The 19,728-nt window shown below is 65.9% G+C and carries 20 protein-coding genes; 8 read left to right on the top strand and 12 right to left on the bottom strand.

The genetic code is table 11. The features are described from left to right. Positions 1 to 18: 18 nt before the first annotated feature. The 5 genes from BMI89_RS15415 to BMI89_RS15395 are packed head-to-tail and all read right to left on the bottom strand — an operon-like array spanning position 19 to position 4,504. Positions 19 to 999, bottom strand: a complete 981-nt coding sequence (locus tag BMI89_RS15415) for a zinc-binding dehydrogenase (protein WP_078571709.1) — start codon at positions 997 to 999, stop codon at positions 19 to 21. 1 nt (position 1,000) lies between these two features. Then, entirely contained in the window at positions 1,001 to 2,035 is a 1,035-nt protein-coding gene (locus BMI89_RS15410) for a Gfo/Idh/MocA family oxidoreductase (protein WP_078571708.1), read from the bottom strand. Next, entirely contained in the window at positions 2,035 to 2,319 is a 285-nt protein-coding gene (locus BMI89_RS15405) for a YciI family protein (RefSeq protein ID WP_038067927.1), read from the bottom strand. Before BMI89_RS15405 ends, BMI89_RS15410 begins: the two co-directional genes overlap by 1 nt. 10 nt (positions 2,320 to 2,329) lie before the next feature. Continuing rightward, positions 2,330 to 3,403 (bottom strand): SDR family oxidoreductase, encoded by a 1,074-nt coding sequence (locus tag BMI89_RS15400; protein WP_078571707.1) that lies wholly within the window; start codon positions 3,401 to 3,403, stop codon positions 2,330 to 2,332. A 33-nt stretch (positions 3,404 to 3,436) separates the two neighbouring features. Then, entirely contained in the window at positions 3,437 to 4,504 is a 1,068-nt protein-coding gene (locus BMI89_RS15395) for a 2,3-butanediol dehydrogenase (RefSeq protein WP_078547546.1), read from the bottom strand. A 204-nt stretch (positions 4,505 to 4,708) separates the two neighbouring features. Between BMI89_RS15395 and BMI89_RS15390 the strand changes: the two genes are divergently transcribed. After that, positions 4,709 to 5,629: an NAD(P)-dependent oxidoreductase gene (locus tag BMI89_RS15390; RefSeq protein WP_078571706.1), complete on the top strand. Its 921-nt coding sequence runs from the start codon at positions 4,709 to 4,711 to the stop codon at positions 5,627 to 5,629. A gap of 26 nt (positions 5,630 to 5,655) precedes the next feature. Beyond that, a complete protein-coding gene (locus BMI89_RS15385) occupies positions 5,656 to 7,368 on the top strand; it encodes an extracellular solute-binding protein (RefSeq protein ID WP_168176823.1) in 1,713 nt (570 codons plus the stop codon). A 483-nt stretch (positions 7,369 to 7,851) separates the two neighbouring features. On the opposite strand, the gene BMI89_RS15380 is transcribed toward BMI89_RS15385, so the two are convergent. The 7 genes from BMI89_RS15380 to BMI89_RS15350 all read right to left on the bottom strand — a co-directional run bounded on the left by BMI89_RS15380 (position 7,852) and on the right by BMI89_RS15350 (position 14,392). Continuing rightward, complete coding sequence (locus tag BMI89_RS15380; RefSeq protein WP_078571704.1) at positions 7,852 to 9,471, bottom strand: Na/Pi symporter; 1,620 nt, start codon at positions 9,469 to 9,471, stop codon at positions 7,852 to 7,854. A gap of 145 nt (positions 9,472 to 9,616) precedes the next feature. Beyond that, positions 9,617 to 10,453 (bottom strand): TonB family protein, encoded by an 837-nt coding sequence (locus BMI89_RS15375; RefSeq protein ID WP_078571703.1) that lies wholly within the window; start codon positions 10,451 to 10,453, stop codon positions 9,617 to 9,619. Next, a complete protein-coding gene (locus BMI89_RS15370) occupies positions 10,450 to 10,836 on the bottom strand; it encodes a biopolymer transporter ExbD (protein WP_078571702.1) in 387 nt (128 codons plus the stop codon). The genes BMI89_RS15375 and BMI89_RS15370 overlap by 4 nt, the downstream gene beginning before the upstream one ends. After that, the gene (locus BMI89_RS15365) at positions 10,833 to 11,207 is read right to left on the bottom strand and encodes a biopolymer transporter ExbD (RefSeq protein WP_246832050.1); all 375 of its coding nucleotides are present in this window, start codon (positions 11,205 to 11,207) and stop codon (positions 10,833 to 10,835) included. Before BMI89_RS15365 ends, BMI89_RS15370 begins: the two co-directional genes overlap by 4 nt. 1 nt (position 11,208) lies before the next feature. Next, positions 11,209 to 11,889, bottom strand: a complete 681-nt coding sequence (locus tag BMI89_RS15360) for a MotA/TolQ/ExbB proton channel family protein (RefSeq protein ID WP_078571701.1) — start codon at positions 11,887 to 11,889, stop codon at positions 11,209 to 11,211. Continuing rightward, a complete protein-coding gene (locus tag BMI89_RS15355; protein WP_143593924.1) occupies positions 11,886 to 12,215 on the bottom strand; it encodes a hypothetical protein in 330 nt (109 codons plus the stop codon). Before BMI89_RS15355 ends, BMI89_RS15360 begins: the two co-directional genes overlap by 4 nt. A 77-nt stretch (positions 12,216 to 12,292) precedes the next feature. Further along, on the bottom strand, positions 12,293 to 14,392 hold the full coding sequence (locus BMI89_RS15350) for a TonB-dependent receptor (protein WP_078571699.1): 2,100 nt from the start codon (positions 14,390 to 14,392) through the stop codon (positions 12,293 to 12,295). Between the two features lie 207 nt (positions 14,393 to 14,599). Here BMI89_RS15350 and BMI89_RS15345 point away from each other — a divergent pair, with 207 nt between their 5' ends. The 6 genes from BMI89_RS15345 to BMI89_RS15320 all read left to right on the top strand — a co-directional run bounded on the left by BMI89_RS15345 (position 14,600) and on the right by BMI89_RS15320 (position 19,727). Continuing rightward, a complete protein-coding gene (locus BMI89_RS15345) occupies positions 14,600 to 15,643 on the top strand; it encodes a ChuX/HutX family heme-like substrate-binding protein (RefSeq protein WP_143593923.1) in 1,044 nt (347 codons plus the stop codon). Continuing rightward, positions 15,640 to 16,479 (top strand): ABC transporter substrate-binding protein, encoded by an 840-nt coding sequence (locus tag BMI89_RS15340; protein ID WP_078571698.1) that lies wholly within the window; start codon positions 15,640 to 15,642, stop codon positions 16,477 to 16,479. The genes BMI89_RS15345 and BMI89_RS15340 overlap by 4 nt, the downstream gene beginning before the upstream one ends. 4 nt (positions 16,480 to 16,483) lie before the next feature. Next, the gene (locus BMI89_RS15335; RefSeq protein WP_078571697.1) at positions 16,484 to 17,545 is read left to right on the top strand and encodes an iron ABC transporter permease; all 1,062 of its coding nucleotides are present in this window, start codon (positions 16,484 to 16,486) and stop codon (positions 17,543 to 17,545) included. A 2-nt stretch (positions 17,546 to 17,547) separates the two neighbouring features. Then, positions 17,548 to 18,327, top strand: coding sequence for a heme ABC transporter ATP-binding protein (locus tag BMI89_RS15330; protein WP_078571696.1), 780 nt, complete (start codon positions 17,548 to 17,550; stop codon positions 18,325 to 18,327). Positions 18,328 to 18,448: 121 nt separating this feature from the next. Then, positions 18,449 to 18,784 (top strand): DUF1992 domain-containing protein, encoded by a 336-nt coding sequence (locus BMI89_RS15325; RefSeq protein WP_078547572.1) that lies wholly within the window; start codon positions 18,449 to 18,451, stop codon positions 18,782 to 18,784. 109 nt (positions 18,785 to 18,893) lie between these two features. Further along, on the top strand, positions 18,894 to 19,727 hold the full coding sequence (locus BMI89_RS15320) for a CPBP family intramembrane glutamic endopeptidase (RefSeq protein ID WP_078571695.1): 834 nt from the start codon (positions 18,894 to 18,896) through the stop codon (positions 19,725 to 19,727). The last annotated feature ends 1 nt before the right edge of the window (position 19,728 follow it).

Below are 19,728 nucleotides of genomic sequence, written 5' to 3'. Positions count from 1 at the left end.
CCTCCCTCGCGTCGCGTCTCAGCTGATTTCCAAGGTGACCTTGACCGCCTTGTCGGGCGACTTGCCCAGCTCCAGCGCGGTCATCGCGTCATCGATGTTGTAGCTGTGGGTCTGGATCGGAGAGAGATCGAGCCCGGTGCGCTCCAGAAACCGGATCGCCGCCGGCCAGACGCCGGGAGAGCCGATGCAGCCGCGCACGTTGAGGTTCTTGATCTGGATCTTGCCCAGCTCGACCGGGAATTTCTGGCCGATATTGATGCCGACCATCGAGACATCCCCGTCGTCGCGGGCATAGTCGAAGACATTGGCCAGCGAGGCCGGATGGCCCGCGCATTCGACCACCAGATCGGCGCCGCCCTTGGTCATCTCCTGCACCGCTTCGATGGGATCGCCGTCGGTCGGATCGATCGTGCCGTCCGCGCCGAGCTTCATCGCGATCTCGCGGCGCAGCGGCACCGGGTCGACCACGATCACGCGGGCGCCCATGCCGATCGCGGCGGCTGCCGAGACAAGGCCGATCGTGCCGCCGCCCGAGACGACCACCGTATCCGCCGCGCAGACGCCGCCATGGCGCAGCACCGCGTAATAGCCGCAGGTGAAGGGTTCGATCAGCGCGCCTTTTGCGTCATCGACCGCGTCGGGCAGCTTGTGCAGCCATTCGGGGCGCGCGGCGAAGAATTCGCGATCCGCACCGTCCATCGAGAAGCCGAAGTGGTGGATGCGCTCGGGCGTGTTGATCACGCATTCGCCGACCACACGATCCCCGGGCTTGAGCCCGTCGACATTCTTCCCGACCTCGACGACTTCGCCGACCCATTCGTGGCCCGGAACGACCGGATAGGAAATCGGGATGATGTATTGACCGGCCAGCAGCTCGTAATCTGAGTGGCAAATCCCAACGCGGCGCGACTGGATTAGCACCTCGTTGTCCGTGATGCCGGGCGTCTGCACCTGCGTCACGATGGGCTTGTTCGGTTCGTCGAAGATCAGGGCTTTCATGTCAGGCTCCAACTTTCGCTGCGGCGGGTTGCGCCACGCGTTCGATTTGACCGCTGCGGGAGGAGGCGAAGACCGCCTCGAGCAGCGCGATATTGTCGACCAGATGATCGGCGGTGATCGGGTAGGTTTCCTGTCCGCGCACGGCGCGGGCGAAACTCACCAGGTTGTCCTTCACGGGCTCGGCCTTGCCGATCTCGACGGTCTCGATCGGCCCGCCAGCCATGGCCGAGGTCACGATCCAGCCGTCGGGCGCCTCGACATGCGCCTTGTCGCGGATGTCGATCCAGCCTTTCGAGCCGTAGACCGTGAAGCGGGACATGAACGGGTTCGACAGCGAAGCCGACACGTAGGAGGTCCCGCCCCCGGCGAATTTCACATAGGCCGCGACCGTGTCGCCCTGCGGCAGTTCCGAAGACAGCTGCTCACAGATGCACAGCACGCTTTCCGCGCGGCCCAGAAGGCGGACCGACAGATCGAGCAGGTGGATGCCCGTCGCGGTCATGCCGCCTGCGGGTGCTTCGCTCGCCTGAACGCGCCAGTTGCTCGGGTCCATGCCGACGAATTTGTCGTGGCTGAAATTGGCCTCGATTTGCTGGATACGGCCTAACTCACCCGCATCGGCCTTCGCCAGCATCTCGGCGATCGGCGGCTCCCAGCGGCGCTCATGGCCCATGCCGAGAACCAACCCAGCCTCGGCGCAAAGCGCGACCGAACGGGCGGCTTCTTCAGCGGTGAGCGCGAGCGGCTTTTCGCAGAAGACATGCTTGCCTGCCGCGACGGCCTTGGCGATCTGATCCGTGTGCAGCGAGTGCGGCGTCGCCAAGACGACGGCCTCGACCTCGGGATCGTTCAGCGCATCGGCGTAATCCGCGCTGAGCGTCACGCCCTTCTCGGCGCAGAGATCGCGCACCGCGTCCAGGTTCGGCTCCACCGCGCGGACGACCGTGATGTCGTCGGGGGCGCTCGACAGAACGGCGAGCATCTTCTGCCCCCACCAACCCATGCCCACGAGGGCGATTTTGACCGGCCCCGACATCAGCGGTTGTCCACGCGCTTGGAGAACGGACGGATCGAGACGGATTTCCAAAGGCCGACCTTCGCGAAAGGGTCGTTGCGGTTGAAGTCTTCGACCTCTGCGAGGCTGTCGGCCTCCAGCACGAAGCAGCTGCCGATCATGGTCTCTTCGTCATCCGCCAGAAGCGGGCCCGAGATCACCGTCTTCACCGGCGCCTGAGCCAGATAGGCCTTGTGGTCCTCGTAATTGGCCAGCCGCTTGTCGACGGCACCGTCATGGTCGAGGCAATGGATTACGTAATGCATCTCTGTCTCCTCACTTCGCCGGGATGATCTTGCGTTCGCGCAGCTCTTCGAAGACGTCGAAGAAGCTGTCGGGCGTGCTCTGATAGGCGTCGAAACCCAGCTTCCGGCTGTTGGTCATGTCGGTGAAGCATTCCAGCTCGCGGCCGAGATCGGCGTCGCTGTGCCACCACGAGGCGAGCTTGGTCACAGGGATATCCTGCAGCCCATATTGAGCCACCATCTCCGACCAGATTGCGGGCGCATCCGCCATCTGCTCTTCGAGCGGCGTCGTGTGACCGGGGTATTCCGCGACCTCGAGGCCGAAATACTCGGCGATCCGCGCCCAGAGCCACGTCCAGCGGAAGACATCGCCATTTGCAGTGTTGAAGGGTGTGTTCGCAGCTTCCGGCGTCGTCGCGGCCCAGTAGAACTGTTTGGCGAGGATGCGCGCATCGGTCACATCGGTGACCGCGTTATATTGCTCGGGCGAACCGGGATAGAGGAACGGCTTGCCGGTGTGCTTGCAGATCGAGGCATAGACCGCGAGCGTGACCGCCATGTTCATGTAATTTCCGACCGTGAAGCCGATCATCGTGTGCGGGCGGTGGACCGACCAGGTGAAGCCGTATTTCTCGGCCATCTCCAGCAGCACATCTTCCTGCGCGTAGTAGAAGTTCGGCCCCGGCAGACGCGGGCTCGATTCGAGGAAGGGCGTGTAGGGCGTAACCTTGGCGTAATCGTCGAACGAACCGAGGTAATGCTTGAGGCCCGTCACCAGCGCGCCGTGCTTGATCGGCGCGCCTGCGATCCCCTCGAAGAGGTTGCGCACCATCATCCCGTTCACGCGGACGTTCTCTTCCTCGTTGGCCTGACGCGACCAGGTGCAATAGAACACATGCGTCACGTCCTTGGCCGCAGCCAGCGCGGCCTTACTGGCTTCCGCATCGGTCAGGTCTGCGGCAATGTGCCGGTCGGACCACTCGAGATCGACATCGCTGCGCGACACCGTCACGACCGTCCAGCCGTGAGATTTCAACTCGCGCGCGGTGTAGCTGCCCGAGAGGCCGGTCGCCCCGACAATCAACGCAATATTCTGTTCAGCCATGGGTCTTCGCCCCTTTCTTGCAGTTCCGTTTCGTCAGGTGGTGACGAGAATTTTCAGATGTTCCCCGGCAGGATCGAGAAGCGCCTCGAAGCCCTTGTCGACGACATCTTCCGCCGCGATCCGCGAGGTGATGACTTTCTCGATCGGGAAATTGCCCGAGGCGACCATGCGGCCGATCCGGGGCCAGATTTGCGTCGGGTAGCACCAGGTCGCTTCGACCGAGATGTCCTTGAGCGCCCAGAGCATCGCATCGATGCTGGCGGGTTTCATGTGCAGGCCCACCTGCACGACCTTGCCCTGGCGGCGCACCGCTTCGGCGCAGGCGTTGAGCGAGGCTTCGAGCCCGACACATTCGAGCGCGACATCGACGCCGACACCCTCTTCGGTCAGATCGCCGACGACGGTCGGCAGCTCGCCGCTGCGGGGGTCGACGACATGCGCATAGGGCGCGATTTCCGAGATGATCCGGCGACGGTTCGGGTTCGGCTCCGACACGATGATCGTGCTCGCACCCGCCGCACGGGCCGACAGCACCGTCAGCGCACCGATCGGACCGGCGCCCGAGACAAGAACGGTCGAACCTGCCTCGACGCCGCCGCGATCCACGCCGTAAAGCGCGACCGCAGCCGGCTCGATCATCGCAGCCTGATCATCCGTCAGCCCCTCGGGCACGGATTGCGCGTTGTAATCCTTGATGACGGCTTTCTCGCCCATGCCGCCCCAGGCCCAGCTCAGGCCGATGCAGCCCAGTTGCGGCGAGAGGTGATACAGACCGCGCTTCCCGTAGTAGTCATTGCGCGGCGCCACGAGCGGCTGGACCGAAATGCGCTCGCCCACCGTGACATTGCTGACCTCGTCGCCCACTGCGAGAACCTTGGCGGAGAATTCATGGCCAAGAATCTGCGGGTTGGACGCGCCGGTATAGATATGCGGCTCGGACGGGGTAACGATCGGCCCCGCGATATATTCGTGAAGATCGGTGCCGCAGATGCCGGTCACGATCGGCGCGACCAGAACGTCATCCGGCGCCAGTTTGCTCGACGGTTCTTCGACATCCTCGACGCGGATGTCCTTCGCTCCGTGAAAACGAACAGCTTTCAAAGCTTTTCCTCCCTTTCCAAGTGTCGCGATCCTCTGGGTCTGCCGGGATCACCCCGACATCGAGATCGCCATTTGGCTGCGACGATTCGTAACAAACCAATCCGGCCATCACTGCAGAAAAATTTCCGCTTCGGATAAATTACATCCATCACCACCGTTTTGGCGACGTAATGTCGGCCCAACACATAAGTGGGAGATATAAGCATGAGCCAGACCCAGGTGGCAGACACTGATCAGATCGATACGCAGCAGACGCTTGGCTGGATCGGCGTGGGCAAAATGGGCGGCCCCATGGCGCGCAACCTCGTAGAGAGTGGCGCGAAACTTCTTGTCTCCGATCCGGCGAAGGACAGTCGCGATCGGCTGACCGCATTGGGCGCATCCGAGGCCGCGTCGATCTCGGACTTTGCTAATGCGGGTATCGTCTTCTCGACGCTGCCGAACGATCAGGCTTTGCTGGATGTCATCGGCAATGGCGAAGACGCAGGCCTCGCAACCACCCTGCCCGCGGGCGCGACGCTGGTCGAGATGAGCACAGTCTCCCCCGAATGCTCCGAAAGCGTTGCGAAGGTTCTCGCAGCGAAGAAAATCAACTATGTCAGAGCGCCGCTTTCCGGCAGCACAGACATGGCGGCGAGTGCCGCGCTCACCGTGCTCGCCTCGGGAGACCGCGCGGGCTGGGACGAAGCGCTCCCCTACATCCGCAAACTCTCTGCACGGCAATTTTTCCTCGGAAACGGAGAAGAAGCGCGCTACATGAAGCTCGTTTTGAACACTCTGGTCGGCGCCTCTTCCGCGGTGCTCTCCGAAGCCTTGGCGATCGGCGCCAGCGGCGGCCTAACCCGAGCCGATATGATGGATGTAATTTGCGAAAGCGCAGTGGCCTCGCCGCTGTTCAAATATAAGCAGAAGCCGGTCGTCGAAGATGACTTCACGCCCGCTTTCACAGTGTCTCAGATGATCAAGGATTTCACGCTCATCAGCGAAGCCGCCCGACGCAACAGCGTGCCGCTGATGACAACCGGCCTGATCCTCGAGCTTTATAGAAGCGCCTCGAACGCGGGTATGCAGGACGAAGATTTCTTCGCATTGGTGAAATGGCAGGAAAAGTTGTCGACAAGATGAAATTGGCGGAGCAGCATTCGGAGGCCATGCAACCTCAGGATGCTGAACTCACGAGTCACGAGCTGTCCCGGATCGTCGATTTTCTCCGGCAGCTTCGTGCGCCCTTCGACGCGAACATGCCCGGCGGCAAGCCGGACGTGTATTTCAACATCACGCTCGAACTGGTCGACGCGCATCTGCGTGTGAACCCGATCGACAAGTCGGGCCTGATCAGCCTCGCCGATGTGCCCTACAGCACCGGCAACCGCATGATCCTGAAGATGATTGAGGACGGCCTGATCCGGCAGGTGCCGCGCGGCAACGGCCTGAAGACGCATTTCCTCGAACCCTCCGACACCCTGCTCAACACCTTCATGGACTACGCGAGCTACGTGAAGGGCCACCTGGCGAAGACCTTCGGCTTGCGGCGCGGGATGGAGACCAGCGAATACTATTTCGGCGGCAGCTATTTCGCCTCGCAGATCATCTCCCCCGTGCGCGGGGAGGACATCTCCTCGATCAACCTTGGCGATATCAAGTTCCTGCTGAACGACGACAACTACTTCATCGCCATGCGCAACATGTGGTCCGACTTCCGCAACGATTTCGGCAAGCGCAGCAGCTTCGATCTTCAGCGCCTGCCAGACCTTTATGCCAACACGCGGCGCACCCTTTCGGAGATGTCGCCGCGCTATGACGTGGTCGCGATGAACATGCCGTGGCTCGGGGAATTCGCGGAGCGTGGGGAGCTCGCCCCGCTGGACGATCTCATCTCGGACGCCGCCATCAACGCGCTGGATTTCCATCCCTCGGTCTGGGGGACCGGGAACTGGAAAGGGACGCAATACGGCATCCCGCTCTATTGCACGATCGAGATTCTCGCGGCCCGCAAGGACCTGTTCGAGAGCCGCGGCCTCGCCTATCCGAAGACCTTCGACGAGACGATCGCCGCCGCGCGGGAATTCCATAACCCGCAGGACGACTTCTACGGCATCGCGTGGAACGGTCAGCGCGGCATGCCGATCGCGAACTCCTTCATGTTCTTCCTCGCAGCCTGCCGGACGACCGTCATCGACATGCCGCTGCGCAATCAGGAGAGCTGGAGCTTCGACACGTTCGAGAAGCTGAAGCTTCAGATCGACACCGAAGACGCGCTCGAAGTGATCGAATACATGAAGCAGCTCGTCGAGGTTTCGCCGCCCGACATCGCGACGATGGATTGGGAGCGGCGGATCCACTACTTCATGTCGGGTCAGACCGCGCTTGCCTATTGCTGGACGATGCGCGCGGCGCGCTTCGAGCATGAGCTGAGCTCCCGCGTTGCCCGCCGCGTCGCCTACCTGCCGCCCCCCTCGCGCCGGATGCGTCGCGTGTCGGCCCCGATCGGCGGCTTCCTTCTGACGATCCCCGCCTATGTCGAACCCGCGCGGCAGAAGCAGATCATCGATGCGATCGCATGGATGGTCTCGCCCGAGGCGATGAAAGAGCACGTGAAGAACGGCTTCCCCGTGGCGCCGCGCTTCTCGGTCTGCGCCGACCCGGAGGCGCTGGCTTCCTCCCCCATCGTCAGCATGGTCGACCGCATGGCGCGCAAGAACGAACTGGTGACATGGGCGCGCCCGCCGGTGCCGGAATTCAACCTGATCGAACGCACGCTCGGGGAAGAAATCCACGACATCGTCTTCAACGGAAAATCGCCCCAACGCGGCCTGAGAGACGCGGAGAACCGAATTCTCGACGCCGTCCGATCCGCGGGCTGAGACTGCTTCCCGCTGGCTGACCCCTCGCGCTCGGGGGTAACGCTTGGCTGAGCAGCCCCGGGTCATTCAACCGGCCGAGACTGGCGCCCGGGCAGCGTTCACGCCGAGCGGTGCAGGTTGAAGCAATCGCCCAACATGCGGCATCAAGACGCCGATCCTGATGCTCTTCCCGGAATTTCTGAAGGTGCTCCTCTCCCCTCGTGGAGCGCGAGCGTGTGCTTCGTCACGTCGATTGTTGGGATTCCACCTATTCGACCTGGCTGACTGCAGCGGAGAAAGCGCGGGACCACATGCTCGATCTGCAGATGGCTATTCTCGACGAACGTTGTGGATCTAATTTTTGGATGGCAGGTCGACACGTCATCCACTTCGGGATGCCCCAAGGCCCCTAGACGGACCCTCCGTGGGAAAGTGACGGGGCACGGTGGGATGCGCGCGACCCATGCCGCATGAGCGGACGGATCGGCCGGTTTCCGGATATCGTCAGGCGAGCTCGGCAACAGGCGGCGGCGCGGCCTCGGGGGCGGAGACGGCCTCATGGCCCAGATTGCTCTGAACCTCGCGCTCATATTCCCCGACGCGTTGGACGTTGTGCATGATCCGCGTGAACCAGCGCATCGCGTCGGTCGCCTGAAACGTCTCCTGCATCGTATAAAGCCCGACATGCTCGCCAAGCAGAAGCCCGCGCCGGTGCCGCGCGAAGCGATGGGCGACCGGCGCAGCCATCAGCGCCATCCGCGCCCCGATCTGCGGCAGATCGAGCGGGCGTTCGGGCGACAGGCAGGCGGCGAACCATTGCGCGGGCCGCGGCGTGATCTTGCCGCGCAGAAGGATCGCGATATAGCCGCGATGTTCGGCCTGCTCCACCAGCCGCATCAGATGGTCGGCCTGATGCATCAGCGCTGCGAAGGCGGCGGCCTCGGGGGGCTTGTCGCGCGGGACCGAAATCTGCGCCATGTAATCCTTCAGCTCATCGAGCGCGATCCCGACCCGCGGACCCAGTGCCGACATCCGCCGCAGATCGCGCGCGGGGCCGATGGCCAGCGAATAGGCCGAGAAGACTTCGCGCGCGGCCCAGATCACCATCGCATGGGCCGATTGCATCGCCGCGCCCTCGTCGCTCAGTAGGTGGCGGTCGAGTTCCGGCGGTGCGCGCCCACCCAGATCGGGGCGCAGTTTGGCGACGAGCGTGGCGAATTGGCGCGTGACGGGCAGAAAAGCGAGCGTCCCCAGCAGGTTGAAGCCGGTGTGAAACAGCACCAGCGCGGTATCCACCCCGGTGCGCGCGGCCAGCGCCTCCAGCGGGCCCGCGATCAGCTGCAGCAGGGGGAAGGCGATCACCATCGTCCCGCAATTGAACAGCAGGTTCGCGATTGCGGTCTGCTGCATCGCCCGCGATCCCCCGAAAGCGGCGATCAGGGCGGTGAAGGTCGTGCCGAGGTTCATCCCGATCACCGCCGCCGCCGCCTGAATGAGCGGCAGCGCGCCGTTGCTGACCAGCACCAGCACCACCGCGATGGCCGCCGAGGAAGATTGCATCACCACCGTGACCGCCAGCCCCAGCGCCGCCATCGCGAGCAGGCCGCCCACCCCGGTTCCGGGCGTGCGCTCCACCGTGATCCAGTCCGCAGCCCCCGACATGCCCTGTTGCATCATGTCGAGCCCGATGAAGAGCAGGCAGAAGCCCGCAAGCACGCGCCCGATGCGCGCGGCGCGGCCATGCGAGAGAAACAGCGTCAGGCTCGCGAAGAACAACAGCCCCATGGCCACCGCGCCGAGCTTCAGCTTGAAGCCCACCAGCGACACGATCCAGCCGGTGACGGTGGTGCCGATATTGGCGCCGTAGATCACGCCGAGCGCCTGCGTGAAGCTCAGAAGCCCCGCGCCGACGAAGCCGACCGTCATCACCGTAGTAGCCGAAGAAGACTGGATCACTGCCGTCGTGACCAAGCCACTCGCCACCCCCTTGAGCGGCGTGGTGGTGAACCGTGCCAGCAGGCGGCGCAGGTTCGCGCCTGCCGCTTCGCGCAGCGCCTCGGTCATTATCTTCATGCCGAGCAGGAACAACCCGATTCCGCCCAGTGCCGACAGTGTCTCCGACATGGCTTTCCACCCTTCGCCGTCGAGAATGCGACCGCGCGATACGGAATTCAAGCGCTGGCAAGAGCGCCGTGCAAAGCTCTGTTTTACCAGATGAATCCGGTTCTGCCTGAGCGAGTTTCCCTCCAGGTCGTTTGAGGGCCGCGGCCTAACCGCGGGCGATGAATTCGAAGGAGAACTTCATTCCCGGCTTCGGCGGGGGCGGGAACGGCGCGGCCCGGCGGACATGGTCAAGCGCCGCCGCATCGAGCCCCGAGGAGCCGGAGCCGCGCAGGATACGCACCGTGCTCAGCCGCCCGTTCGCGGAGATCACGAAGCCGACCACGGCGCGCCCCCGGCCCTGCCCGCGTCGCTTCGGCGTGGAGCGGATCTTGCGGATCACTGAGGCCGCGTATTGCCGGGGCGATTGACCGGACCGGGCCGTGCTGGGGGCCTTGGCGGGCTGGCCTTTATCGGCGGTGTTGCGCGCCTTGGCCACGCCTTGCGAGGTGCCGCGCCGGGCATCGCGGGCGGCATTTCCCGCGTTGCTTGGGGAGGCTGGTTTCGCTTCGCTTTGCGCCTGTTTTCCGGGCTTGGCCCTTTGCTGCGGCGCGGGGCGTTTGGGGCGCGCTTCGGGGCGCTGGCTTTGCTGCGGGGCGAGCGTGCTCTGGGCGCGCAGAGTCTCGGGCGTGGGGGTGACGGCGGCGAGGCGGTCCGGCGCTGCGGGCGCGGACGGGCTTGTGGCCTTGGGCATTGCGGGCGCCTCCGGCTGCACCGGACGGGTGACCTCTCGGGCAATCGGCTCGGCGCGCTCCGGCACGACCGGCGTGGCGCGTCCTGCCGCGAGATCGGCGAAATCATTGCCCAGAAGCGGGGCCTCCTGCGCGGCCTGCCCGCCCGCTGGAGGCAGCTCCGGCGCGGCGCTTGCGGTTTCCGCCAGTCCCAGCGCATGCAGCCCGGCGGAAACCGCAAGCGCCGCGCAGGCGATGAGCGCGCCCCGGGTCATGGCGTCTCTCCCCGCTCGGCCACGAGGCGGATGCCCTGCGCCCCCGCCGCGCTGAGATCGCGGGCGAGCGCCACGAGCGCGGATGCAGGCGCCGCGCGATCGGGCAGGATACGGGCCACGCCGCCTGCCTCGGGCGGAAGCTGCGCGATGAAGGCGGACGCATCCGCGACGCCCTCGGGCCAGAGAATATCGCCCTGCGCAGTCAGCGCCACCCGGCCCGGCTCTGGTGCGCGAGCGCCTTCCGGCAATGCGACCAGTTGCAGATCGGCGGGCGGGCGCGCGGCCAGCGTGCCGACGACGAGGAAGAAGGCCAGCAGCAGGAAGACGACGTTGATCAGGGTCAGGATCGGCTCGCTCCGCCGGCGGGTGAAACGCGCGCTCATCCCAGCACCTCCGCCTGCAGCCCCGGCACCGCGCGCAGCCGCACCAACAGATCGGCCAGCCGCTGGCTCGACGTGTCAGGCTCGAGGCTGACCAGCAGGCGCGGCGGGGGCTGTCCGAAATCGTCCCGCAAGGCCGCCTCCAGCGCGTCCAACTCCACCGCTTCGCCGTTCAGGCTGAGCCGCTCTAGTCCGAGCTGCAGGAAGGCCAGCTTGCTCTCGGGCGCAGCCGCGCCCCCTGCCCCGCGCGCCGCGATCGGCAATTCGGTCATGCGCGAAAAGCTCGAGGCCAGCATGAAGAACATCAGCAGCAGGAAGATCACGTCGATCAGCGAGGTCATCGACAGGCTGCGGCGGCGAAGCGGCTTGCGCATGTCATTCCCCGGCGGTTTGCACAGCGCGATTGAGCTCGGCACGGGCAGGCTTGCTCTCTGGCAGCGCCGGACCGCAAAGCGCCTCGATCATCAGCGCCGCGCTTTGGCTTTCGCGGGCGATGCGGCTCTCGACGAAGGAGAGAAACAGCGAGACCGGCATCGCGATCCCGAGGCCGAGCGCGGTGGTCAGAAGCGCCACCCAGATGCCGCCCGCAAGCTGCGCCGGATCGACCGAAGCGCCTGCGCTCTGCAGCGTCTGGAAGGCCTCGATCATGCCCAGAACCGTTCCGAACAGGCCCAGAAGCGGCGCGGTCTGCGCGATGGCATCCAGCAGTCGCATCCCCGCCTCGCTACGCGCGGCGTGGATTTCGGTCTCGGTTTGCAGACGCAAGCGCAGCGCCTGAGGCTCGGAGGCCGCCATCGCGCGGCGGGTCAGCTCGGCCAGAGGGCCACGGGCTTGCGCGAGGCTCTGGCGCGCCGCCCCGCGCTGGCCCGACTGCCACAGATCGAGCGCGGCCTCCAACCGTGCGTGAGCCCCGATCCGCAGGTTTGCGAGATGCCAGAGCTTCCACAGCACCGCCGCCCCCGCGACCACCGAAACACACAGCAGCAGCGCCACGACCCAGCCGCCCAGCGCGACGAAATCGCTCAAACCCTGTTGGATTGCCGCAAGAGAGATCATCCCGTCACCTCCGTTCCGTCGACGCGCGAGCCGGTTTCCAGAGCGTCCGCGCAGGCACCCTCGCCCGCGCCCTCACAGCTCTCGATGCCATTGATCAGGATCTGGCCAAGCGCCTCGCAGCGCAGCCCGGCCAGATCGAATTGCCGCACGCGGGGCTTGCCCGCGGGCAGGTCGCGGAAATCAAGGAGCAACAGCCGCTCGACCGCGCCCGCGCGAGTGAAGATCACAGCCTCCACCACCAGCGCGTCGAGATCGCTCCCCAGCCCGTTCTCGGCCAGAAAACTCAACCGGCAGGCGTCCTCGGCCTCGGTTGCCCCGGCCAGCATCAAGCTGAGCCGGGGCGCGCCCTGCGCGGAAATGCCATGAGGGAGGCACGCGCAAAGCAGTGTCAGAAGCGCCGCCCTCACCATGTGAAGGCTTTCGCGACGGCGAGTTTCACGTTCCGGCCCGGCGCGTTGTCGAGCGAGAGGTTGTTGCGATACTCGCGGTCGAAGACGTTCTCGACCGTCAGGTTCACCTCGATCCCGGCGAGCCGTTCGGGTTTCCAGCTGACGAAGAGATCATGCGTGGCGTAGCCCGGCGCGGAGGTCGAGGCGGACGCCGTCTCGATCCCGCTGAAGCCCTGCACGCGCCAGCCCGCGCGCACGCCCTGATCAGGGAATTTCGCCCCCAACGTCAGCGCGATATTCTCGGCGGGCGTGTCGGTGAGGGTCTGGCCCGTCGCCTCGTCTTTCGACTTCACTTTGGAGTAGGCGAGCTGCCCGAACCAACGATCGGCCTCGTAAGACGCCTCGATCTCGCCGCCCCAGATTTTCGCCGAGTCGACATTGCGGAAATAGGGCACGCCGACCGAGCCGGAGGGGTTGGCCGCGATCAGATCGGTCAGATCGTTGTGGAACAGCGTGGCTTTCGCGGAAAGGCTGTCGCCCTCCGACAGAAGGCCCGAGGTCTGATAGGTCACGCCCAGCTCGACCGTGGTGGCTTTCTCCTTGTCGAGATTGAGGCTGGCGGTGCGGCCCGCCGCCCCGATCCCGTCAGTCTGATAGAGCTCGTCCAGCGTCGGCATCCGCTCGGTCCGCGCGAGCGAGCCGAAGACGCCCCAGGTGTCGTTGAACTGGTAGAGCGCCGCGATCTTGGGCGAGACCGCCGTGCCGTCCTGATCGGTGCCGCCTTGGGCCGCCGCCGCCGCATCGGGCGAAAGCCACGCCCGGTCCACGCGCAGGCCCGGCGTGATCGTCAGCTTGTCGTTCCAGACGAATTCGCCCTGCACATAAAGGCCCAGCTTGTCCTCGGTGCCGCCGGGGTGGAAGGCGGGCTCGCCCACCGAGGAATTCGCGTAGCGGTTCTGATGCGAGAGCTGCGTGCCGAAGGTGAGGTAATTCTCCCACGCGCCGCGCGACATTTCCACGGTGTTCTCGAGCTTGAGCGCGGTGGTCTCGTAGCTCGCCGTATTCGGGCAGAGCACCGAGAAACGACCCGCCGAACACATCATCCCGAGCGAGAAATTGTCCCGCTCCGTCGAGGTTTTCGAGTAGCTCAGCTGCGCTTCGAGATCGAGCCACGGGTTGCCCACGCCCTCATTGGCGTAGGTCAGGCTGAGCGTGTCGTCGATCGCATGCAGATCCGAGGTGCCGAAAGCCGAGGCCAGCGACCCGCCGGTCTGCGCGACGGCCGCATCCTTAAGATCGCTATCGGTACGCGAGGCCGAGAACGTCAGGCGCTGATCGCGGTTCTCGCCGAAATAGTAGTTCGACTTCAGCAGCGCCGACCAGCGATCGCCCGCCGTCGCCGGGATCGTTTCGCCCGCGCCGTCTTCCATGTCGTCGGACGAGCCCTGCGAGTAGCTGAACAGCATATCCGCATCCTCGCCCAGCTTCTGGGCATAGGTCACCGTGCCGATCTTGCCGTCGCCATTGCTGTCATACGCGCCCTTGAGCCGCACCGCGCCGGTCTGCCCCTCGGGGATGAAATCGGTCGCGTCCTTGGTGGTGAAATTCACCACGCCGCCAATCGCGCCCGAGCCATACATCGTCGACGAGGCCGGGCCGCGCAGCACTTCGACGCGCTTGTAAAGCTCGGGATCGCCGAAGAAGGAACCGGTGCGATACTGCTCGAAGAACTTCACCGCGCCGTCGACGGTGATGATGATGCGGTTCTGGCTGCCGGTCTGCTCGGCATTGCCGATGCCCCGTATGTTGAAGGCCTGCCCCAGCATCCGCGCCGAGGCGCCCGCCGCCTGCACCCCCGGCACGTCGGCAAACAGATCGCCCATCGTGCGCGGCTGTTCCTCGTCGAGGTCCTGCTGGTCGATCACCGTCACCGCCTGCGGCGTGTCGATCGCCACTTTCGGCGTGCCCCAGCCATAGATCAGGCGGCCCAGCATCGTGTAGCCGTCATCGGTCCCGCTCTGCTGTGCGAGTGCCGGACCTGCGGCGGCGATCAGCGCGAGGCTGGTAACTGTCGTGAAAAGCCGCATCCGCGCGGCGCGAGGCGTCGTAGCCATGGTTGTCCCCTTCGTGGTCTGCATGGGGCTGGCGTGACGCTGGCAGCGCAGAAACTGTCTTGATTTCGATGATTTGACCAGCTAGAGAATCCGACAAAACTAGTCAAGTATATTCCCGAGATATATTTGATCCCATCCGCGCCCAGCTCGAGGCCCCGCCCTCTCGCCAGATTCGCGCCCTTTGCGAAAACGACGAGAGGACTCCCCATGCCCGCAGACGGCACCCTGCCCCAACAGCTTTCCCCCGAAGGTATCCGCGCGCTCCGCGCCGAGCGCCCCGAGATGCGCGCGCGCGATTTCGCCTCGCAGCATGGCATCGCGGAGGCCGAACTGGTCGCCGCTCAGATCGGAACGACCGCCACCGCGATCGAAGCCCATCCCGATGCGATCATGCCGCGCCTGACCGCGCTTGGCGACGTGATGGCGCTGACCCGCAACGAGAGCTGCGTGATCGAGCGGCGCGGCACTTACGAAGACTATCACTCGGGCGCACATGCGCAGATGGTGCTCGGCAAGGAGATCGACCTGCGTCTTTTCGCGCAGCACTGGGCCCATGCTTTCGCGCTGGAGGATGGCGAGAAGCGCTCGATCCAGGTGTTCGACCGGGCGGGAGATGCGATCCACAAGGTGCATCTGAAACCCGAGAGCGACGTGGCGGCCTTCCACGCGCTCGTCGCGGAGCTGCGCCTGCCCGAACAGTCGGATCAACTCGACCTTGCGCCGCGCGCGCCGGTCGAGGCTGCGAAATCGCTGCCCGAGAAGGCCGAGACCCTGCGCGCGGAATGGGACAAGCTGACCGATACGCATCAGTTCCTGCGGCTGGTCTCGAAACTGAAGATGAACCGGCTCGGGGCCTACCGCATCGCGGGCGCGCCCTATGCCACCGAGATGTCCCCCGGCGCGGTCGAGGCGCTGCTGACCCGTTGCGCCACCGATCAGACGCCGCTGATGATCTTCGTCGGCAATGCGGGCTGCATCGAGATCCACGGCGGCACGATCGAGACGGTGAAGCCGATGGGCCCGTGGATCAACGTGCTCGACCCGCGTTTCAATCTGCATCTGCGCGGTGACCACATCGCCGAGGTCTGGCTGGTCGACAAGCCGACGAAGAACGGCCCCGCGCTCAGTCTCGAGGCCTTCGACAAGCACGGCGCGCTGATCACGCAGATCTTCGCCTCGCGCAAGGATGGTGGGGTCGAGGCGTTCAACGCGACGATCCGCGCATTGCCGCGTCTGGAGGGGCAGGCATGAAGCGCATTGCCCTGATCGCAGCCCTTCTCACCGCAGGCCCCGCACTGGCCGAGCCCGCCCGCGTGATCTCGCTCGGCGGGGCCGTGACCGAGATCGTCGCGGCGCTTGGCGCAGGGGACCGGCTCGTCGCGCGCGACACCACCTCGCAATATCCCGAGGCCATCACCGAGCTGCCCGATGTAGGCTATGTCCGCGCGCTCTCGGCGGAAGGCGTGCTGGCGCTCGACCCCGACCTGATCCTCGCCGAAGCCACGGCAGGCCCGCCCGAGGCGGTGGAGACGCTCAAGGCGGCAGGCGTCGATTTCGTCTCGCTGCCGGGCGACTCGAGCGTGCAAGGCGTGCGCGAAAAGATCGCGGTGGTCGGCACCGCGCTTGACCGCGAGGAGGCAGCCGAACGGCTCACCGCCAGTTTCGACGCCGAGATGGACGCGGTGCGCAAATCGGCGGGCGCTGTCGCCACGCCGAAGCGGGTGCTGTTCGTGCTGTCTCTACAGAATGGCCGCGTGATGGCGGGGGGCGAAGGCTCCTCGGCAGAGGCGATCATCGAGCTTGCGGGCGGGGTGAATGCCGCGACAGGCTTCGCCGGATACAAGCCCGTCACCGACGAGGCGATCCTTGCCGCCGATCCGGATGTGATCCTGACGATGGATCGCGAGGGCGAAATGGCGGTGACCGAGCGTGACATCCTCGCTCACCCCGCGCTGGGGCAGACCCGCGCGGCCAGAAACGGCGCGCTGGTCGCGATGGACGGGATGCTGCTTCTGGGCTTCGGGCCGCGCACGCCGCAGGCCGCGCAAGCTCTGCATGCAGCGCTTTATCCCGAGGCGGAGGGCTGAGGCGATGGCGCTGACCTCCATCGACCTGCCCTACGCCGCGCGCCGACCCTGCGCGCCGCTGCGGCTCGGGCTGATCGCGCTGCTGGTGATCGCGGCGGCCCTGTCGCTCGGGACCGGGGCGGCGGGGGTCTCGCTGCCGCAGGTGCTGGGACAGTGGCTGACCGGCGCGGAGATCTCGACCCGCGACCGCGTCGTGCTGCTCGACATCAGGCTGCCGCGGTTGGTCATGGGGCTGATGGTCGGGGCGGCGCTCGCGGTGGCGGGCGCGGTGATGCAGGGGCTGTTTCGAAACCCGCTCGCCGATCCCGGAATCATCGGCGTCGGCGCGGGCGCGGGCCTCGGCGCCGTCGCGATGATCGTGCTGAGTGGCTTCCTCCCCGCTGCTATCGCCGCGTTCTTCGGCACATGGCTGGTGCCGGTCGCGGCCTTTGGCGGGGCGTGGACGGCCACGCTGCTGCTCTATCGGGTTGCGAGCCGGAGCGGTCAGGTCTCCATCGCGACACTTCTTCTGGCCGGGATCGCGCTGGCTGCGCTGGCGGGGGCGTTGACCGGCATCCTGACCTATCTCGCCGATGATACGCAGCTGCGCGATCTGACTTTCTGGGGCATGGGGTCGCTGGCAGGCGCAAGCGACATGAAGCTGCTCGTGGGTGGGTTGCTGATCGGGCCCGCGCTGATCCTGACCCCACGACTTGCGCGCGGGCTGAACGCGCTGGCACTGGGCGAAGCGACGGCGGCGCATATGGGCCACGATATCGAGCGGCTCAAGCATCGCGCAGTGATCGGCGTCGCGGCGCTGGCGGGGGCGGCGGTCGCGATGGCGGGGGGGATCGGCTTCGTGGGCATCGTGGTGCCGCATCTGCTGCGGATCGCGGGCGGGCCGGATCACAAGACGCTGCTGGTGGATGCGGCCCTCCTCGGCGCGGCGCTGCTGGTGCTGGCCGATCTGATCGCGCGGCTCGTGGTCGCGCCCGCGGAACTGCCCATCGGGATCGTCACCGCCATTCTGGGCGCGCCGGTCTTCCTGTGGATCCTGATCCGCCGTCAGGGATTGGGAGGGGTCTGAACATGCTCGAGATTTCGGACCTGCATGTCGCGCGGGGGCGTAGCGACGTGTTGCAGGGCCTCTCGCTGACCGCCCAACCGGGCGCGGTGACGGTGATCCTCGGCCCGAATGGCTCGGGCAAATCCACGCTGGTGCAAGCGGCCTCGGGGGCGCTGCCCTATCGCGGGCGGATCACGCTGCAAGGTCATGAGATCGCGAAGACGCCCGCCTGGCGGCTGGCCGCGCTGCGTGCAGTGCTGGAGCAATCGAACAGCGTCGCCTTTCCCTTCACCGTGGCCGAGGTGGTGGGGATGGGGCTGCATGCCGGGATCGAGGCGGATCACCCCGAAATCGTGTCCGCCGCTTTGGCCGAGGTCGGGCTGAGCGATCTGGCCCATCGCCCGATCCAGTCGCTCTCGGGCGGTCAGCAGGCCCGCGCGCATCTGGCGCGGGTGCGGGCGCAGGTCTGGCAACCGGTCAGCCATGCGGGGCCGCGCTGGCTGCTGGTCGACGAGCCGGTGGCGAGCCTCGATATCGCGCATCAGCTCGAAGTGATGGCGATCCTGCGCCGCTTCGCCGATGCGGGCGGCGGCGTGGTCGCGGTGATGCATGACCTCAACCTCTCGGCGCAGCTGGCCGACGAGATGGTGCTGATGCGCGAAGGCCGGATCGAGGCGCATGGGCCGCCCGAGGCGGTGATGCGCGGACCGATCCTCAGTCGCACCTATGGATGCGAGTTGCAGGTGGGCGCGGCGGCCCCGGACGGGCTTTGGGTGCTGCCGCAATTCGCGCGACCGGTCTGAGCCCGCGCGCCGTCCTTTCACAGGTTTCGCACAGAACTCTGAGTGTTCGCATCGCTCTAAGCGCGCTATGCTCCCGGCAGTGCCGCACTTCTCGCGGCGCCGGAACAGGCAGGACCGTCGCATGACCCAATCCTTGAACCGCCTCGTCGAGCGGCAAATCCAGAAGGCCCTCGCGGAGGGGCAGTTGAGCGGGCTTTCCGGCGAGGGCAAACCGCTCCCGGATCGCTCGGGCGAGGCGTTCACCGATATGGCGACAGCCGTGGCGTCGCGCATCATGGCCGAAGCCGGCGCGCTGCCCGAGGAGTTCAAGCTCAAGAAGCTGCTGGAGGCCGCCAAAGAGAGCTACCGGGAGGCGGAGGGAGAGGATGCCAAACGCGTCGCGATGGCGCTGATCGCCGATCTGGAGCAGCGCTACAACATCGCAGTGGAAGCGCGGCGGCGCTTCATGGCCCCTTAGACTGTCGTAGACGTTCGAGCGTCGATGCGCTTGACCCAGAACAAGGAAATCCGCGCGGAAAGCGGCGACGGTGACGCGTTTCCTGACGTCATGCTCCAAGGCCAACCCAATGTCTGTCGCTCGCGAACACCCGGCCCCGGCATCCACGGCGCGCACCCTGCTCGCCTTTCTCGCGCTGACCTTCGCGATCACCTGGGGCGTGATCGGTAGCTACATCTTCTGGCCTGAAGCCATGGCCGCGCGGTTCGGCCAGATCAGCGGCGCGCATCCGCTCTTCTTTCTGGCCACCTGGGCCCCGGCCATCGCGGCTTTCACGGTGGTTGTGACCTCCGCGGGACTAGGCGGCTTGCGCCGATTCCTGTCGCGGCTTCTGATCTGGCGCTGCCCCGCGCCGTGGTGGGGCTTCATCCTGCTCGTGATCCCGCTCGTTTACATGATCGGCTCAACGATCAAGGGCGGCCCCCTCCTCGCACCGAAGCCGCCCGAGGGCGTGGACGCGATGGTCAGCCTGATGTTCATGATGCTGCTTCTCGGTCCCATCGAGGAATTCGGCTGGCGCGGCGTCGCGCAACCGCTGTTGCAGCGCCATATCGCCCCGTTTTGGGCCGGCGTGCTGATCGGCGCGATCTGGGGCGTCTGGCACTTGCCCGCCTTCTACCTCGCCGGGGTGGTCTTCGCGCAATGGAGCTTCCTGCCCTTCTTCATCGGCAACATCACCCTCGCGGTTCTGGTCACGCCGATCTTCAACGCGGCGCGGGGCAGCCTGCTACTGCCGATGCTGTTCCACTGGCAGCTCATCAACCCTTTCTGGCCGGATGCGCAGCCTTGGGACACGTGGATCTTGGTGGGCGTCGCCGCGATCGTCGTCTGGTGGAAGCGCGACATGATGTTCACGCGCGAAGGCGCCGTGACCGAAGTAATCCCCGGTGAATCGCGGCCATGAG

Source organism: Thioclava sp. F36-7, from assembly GCF_002020075.1.
Taxonomy (GTDB): domain Bacteria; phylum Pseudomonadota; class Alphaproteobacteria; order Rhodobacterales; family Rhodobacteraceae; genus Thioclava; species Thioclava sediminum.
Note: the sequence above shows the minus strand (reverse complement) of the source record. Positions and strands in the feature narration are given on the sequence as shown.

What these genes read in the sequence shown, in the direction of transcription:
- BMI89_RS15345 (WP_143593923.1), top strand. Translation starts at nt 14,600, where the DNA reads ATGCCCGCAGACGGCACCCTGCCCCAACAGCTTTCCCCCGAAGGTATC.
- BMI89_RS15390 (WP_078571706.1), top strand. Translation starts at nt 4,709, where the DNA reads ATGAGCCAGACCCAGGTGGCAGACACTGATCAGATCGATACGCAGCAG.
- BMI89_RS15350 (WP_078571699.1), bottom strand. Translation starts at nt 14,392, where the DNA reads ATGGCTACGACGCCTCGCGCCGCGCGGATGCGGCTTTTCACGACAGTT.
- BMI89_RS15410 (WP_078571708.1), bottom strand. Translation starts at nt 2,035, where the DNA reads ATGTCGGGGCCGGTCAAAATCGCCCTCGTGGGCATGGGTTGGTGGGGG.
- BMI89_RS15370 (WP_078571702.1), bottom strand. Translation starts at nt 10,836, where the DNA reads ATGAGCGCGCGTTTCACCCGCCGGCGGAGCGAGCCGATCCTGACCCTG.
- BMI89_RS15415 (WP_078571709.1), bottom strand. Translation starts at nt 999, where the DNA reads ATGAAAGCCCTGATCTTCGACGAACCGAACAAGCCCATCGTGACGCAG.
- BMI89_RS15365 (WP_246832050.1), bottom strand. Translation starts at nt 11,207, where the DNA reads ATGCGCAAGCCGCTTCGCCGCCGCAGCCTGTCGATGACCTCGCTGATC.
- BMI89_RS15320 (WP_078571695.1), top strand. Translation starts at nt 18,894, where the DNA reads ATGTCTGTCGCTCGCGAACACCCGGCCCCGGCATCCACGGCGCGCACC.
- BMI89_RS15325 (WP_078547572.1), top strand. Translation starts at nt 18,449, where the DNA reads ATGACCCAATCCTTGAACCGCCTCGTCGAGCGGCAAATCCAGAAGGCC.
- BMI89_RS15360 (WP_078571701.1), bottom strand. Translation starts at nt 11,889, where the DNA reads ATGATCTCTCTTGCGGCAATCCAACAGGGTTTGAGCGATTTCGTCGCG.
- BMI89_RS15340 (WP_078571698.1), top strand. Translation starts at nt 15,640, where the DNA reads ATGAAGCGCATTGCCCTGATCGCAGCCCTTCTCACCGCAGGCCCCGCA.
- BMI89_RS15375 (WP_078571703.1), bottom strand. Translation starts at nt 10,453, where the DNA reads ATGACCCGGGGCGCGCTCATCGCCTGCGCGGCGCTTGCGGTTTCCGCC.
- BMI89_RS15400 (WP_078571707.1), bottom strand. Translation starts at nt 3,403, where the DNA reads ATGGCTGAACAGAATATTGCGTTGATTGTCGGGGCGACCGGCCTCTCG.
- BMI89_RS15385 (WP_168176823.1), top strand. Translation starts at nt 5,656, where the DNA reads ATGCAACCTCAGGATGCTGAACTCACGAGTCACGAGCTGTCCCGGATC.
- BMI89_RS15380 (WP_078571704.1), bottom strand. Translation starts at nt 9,471, where the DNA reads ATGTCGGAGACACTGTCGGCACTGGGCGGAATCGGGTTGTTCCTGCTC.
- BMI89_RS15330 (WP_078571696.1), top strand. Translation starts at nt 17,548, where the DNA reads ATGCTCGAGATTTCGGACCTGCATGTCGCGCGGGGGCGTAGCGACGTG.
- BMI89_RS15335 (WP_078571697.1), top strand. Translation starts at nt 16,484, where the DNA reads ATGGCGCTGACCTCCATCGACCTGCCCTACGCCGCGCGCCGACCCTGC.
- BMI89_RS15405 (WP_038067927.1), bottom strand. Translation starts at nt 2,319, where the DNA reads ATGCATTACGTAATCCATTGCCTCGACCATGACGGTGCCGTCGACAAG.
- BMI89_RS15355 (WP_143593924.1), bottom strand. Translation starts at nt 12,215, where the DNA reads ATGCTGGCCGGGGCAACCGAGGCCGAGGACGCCTGCCGGTTGAGTTTT.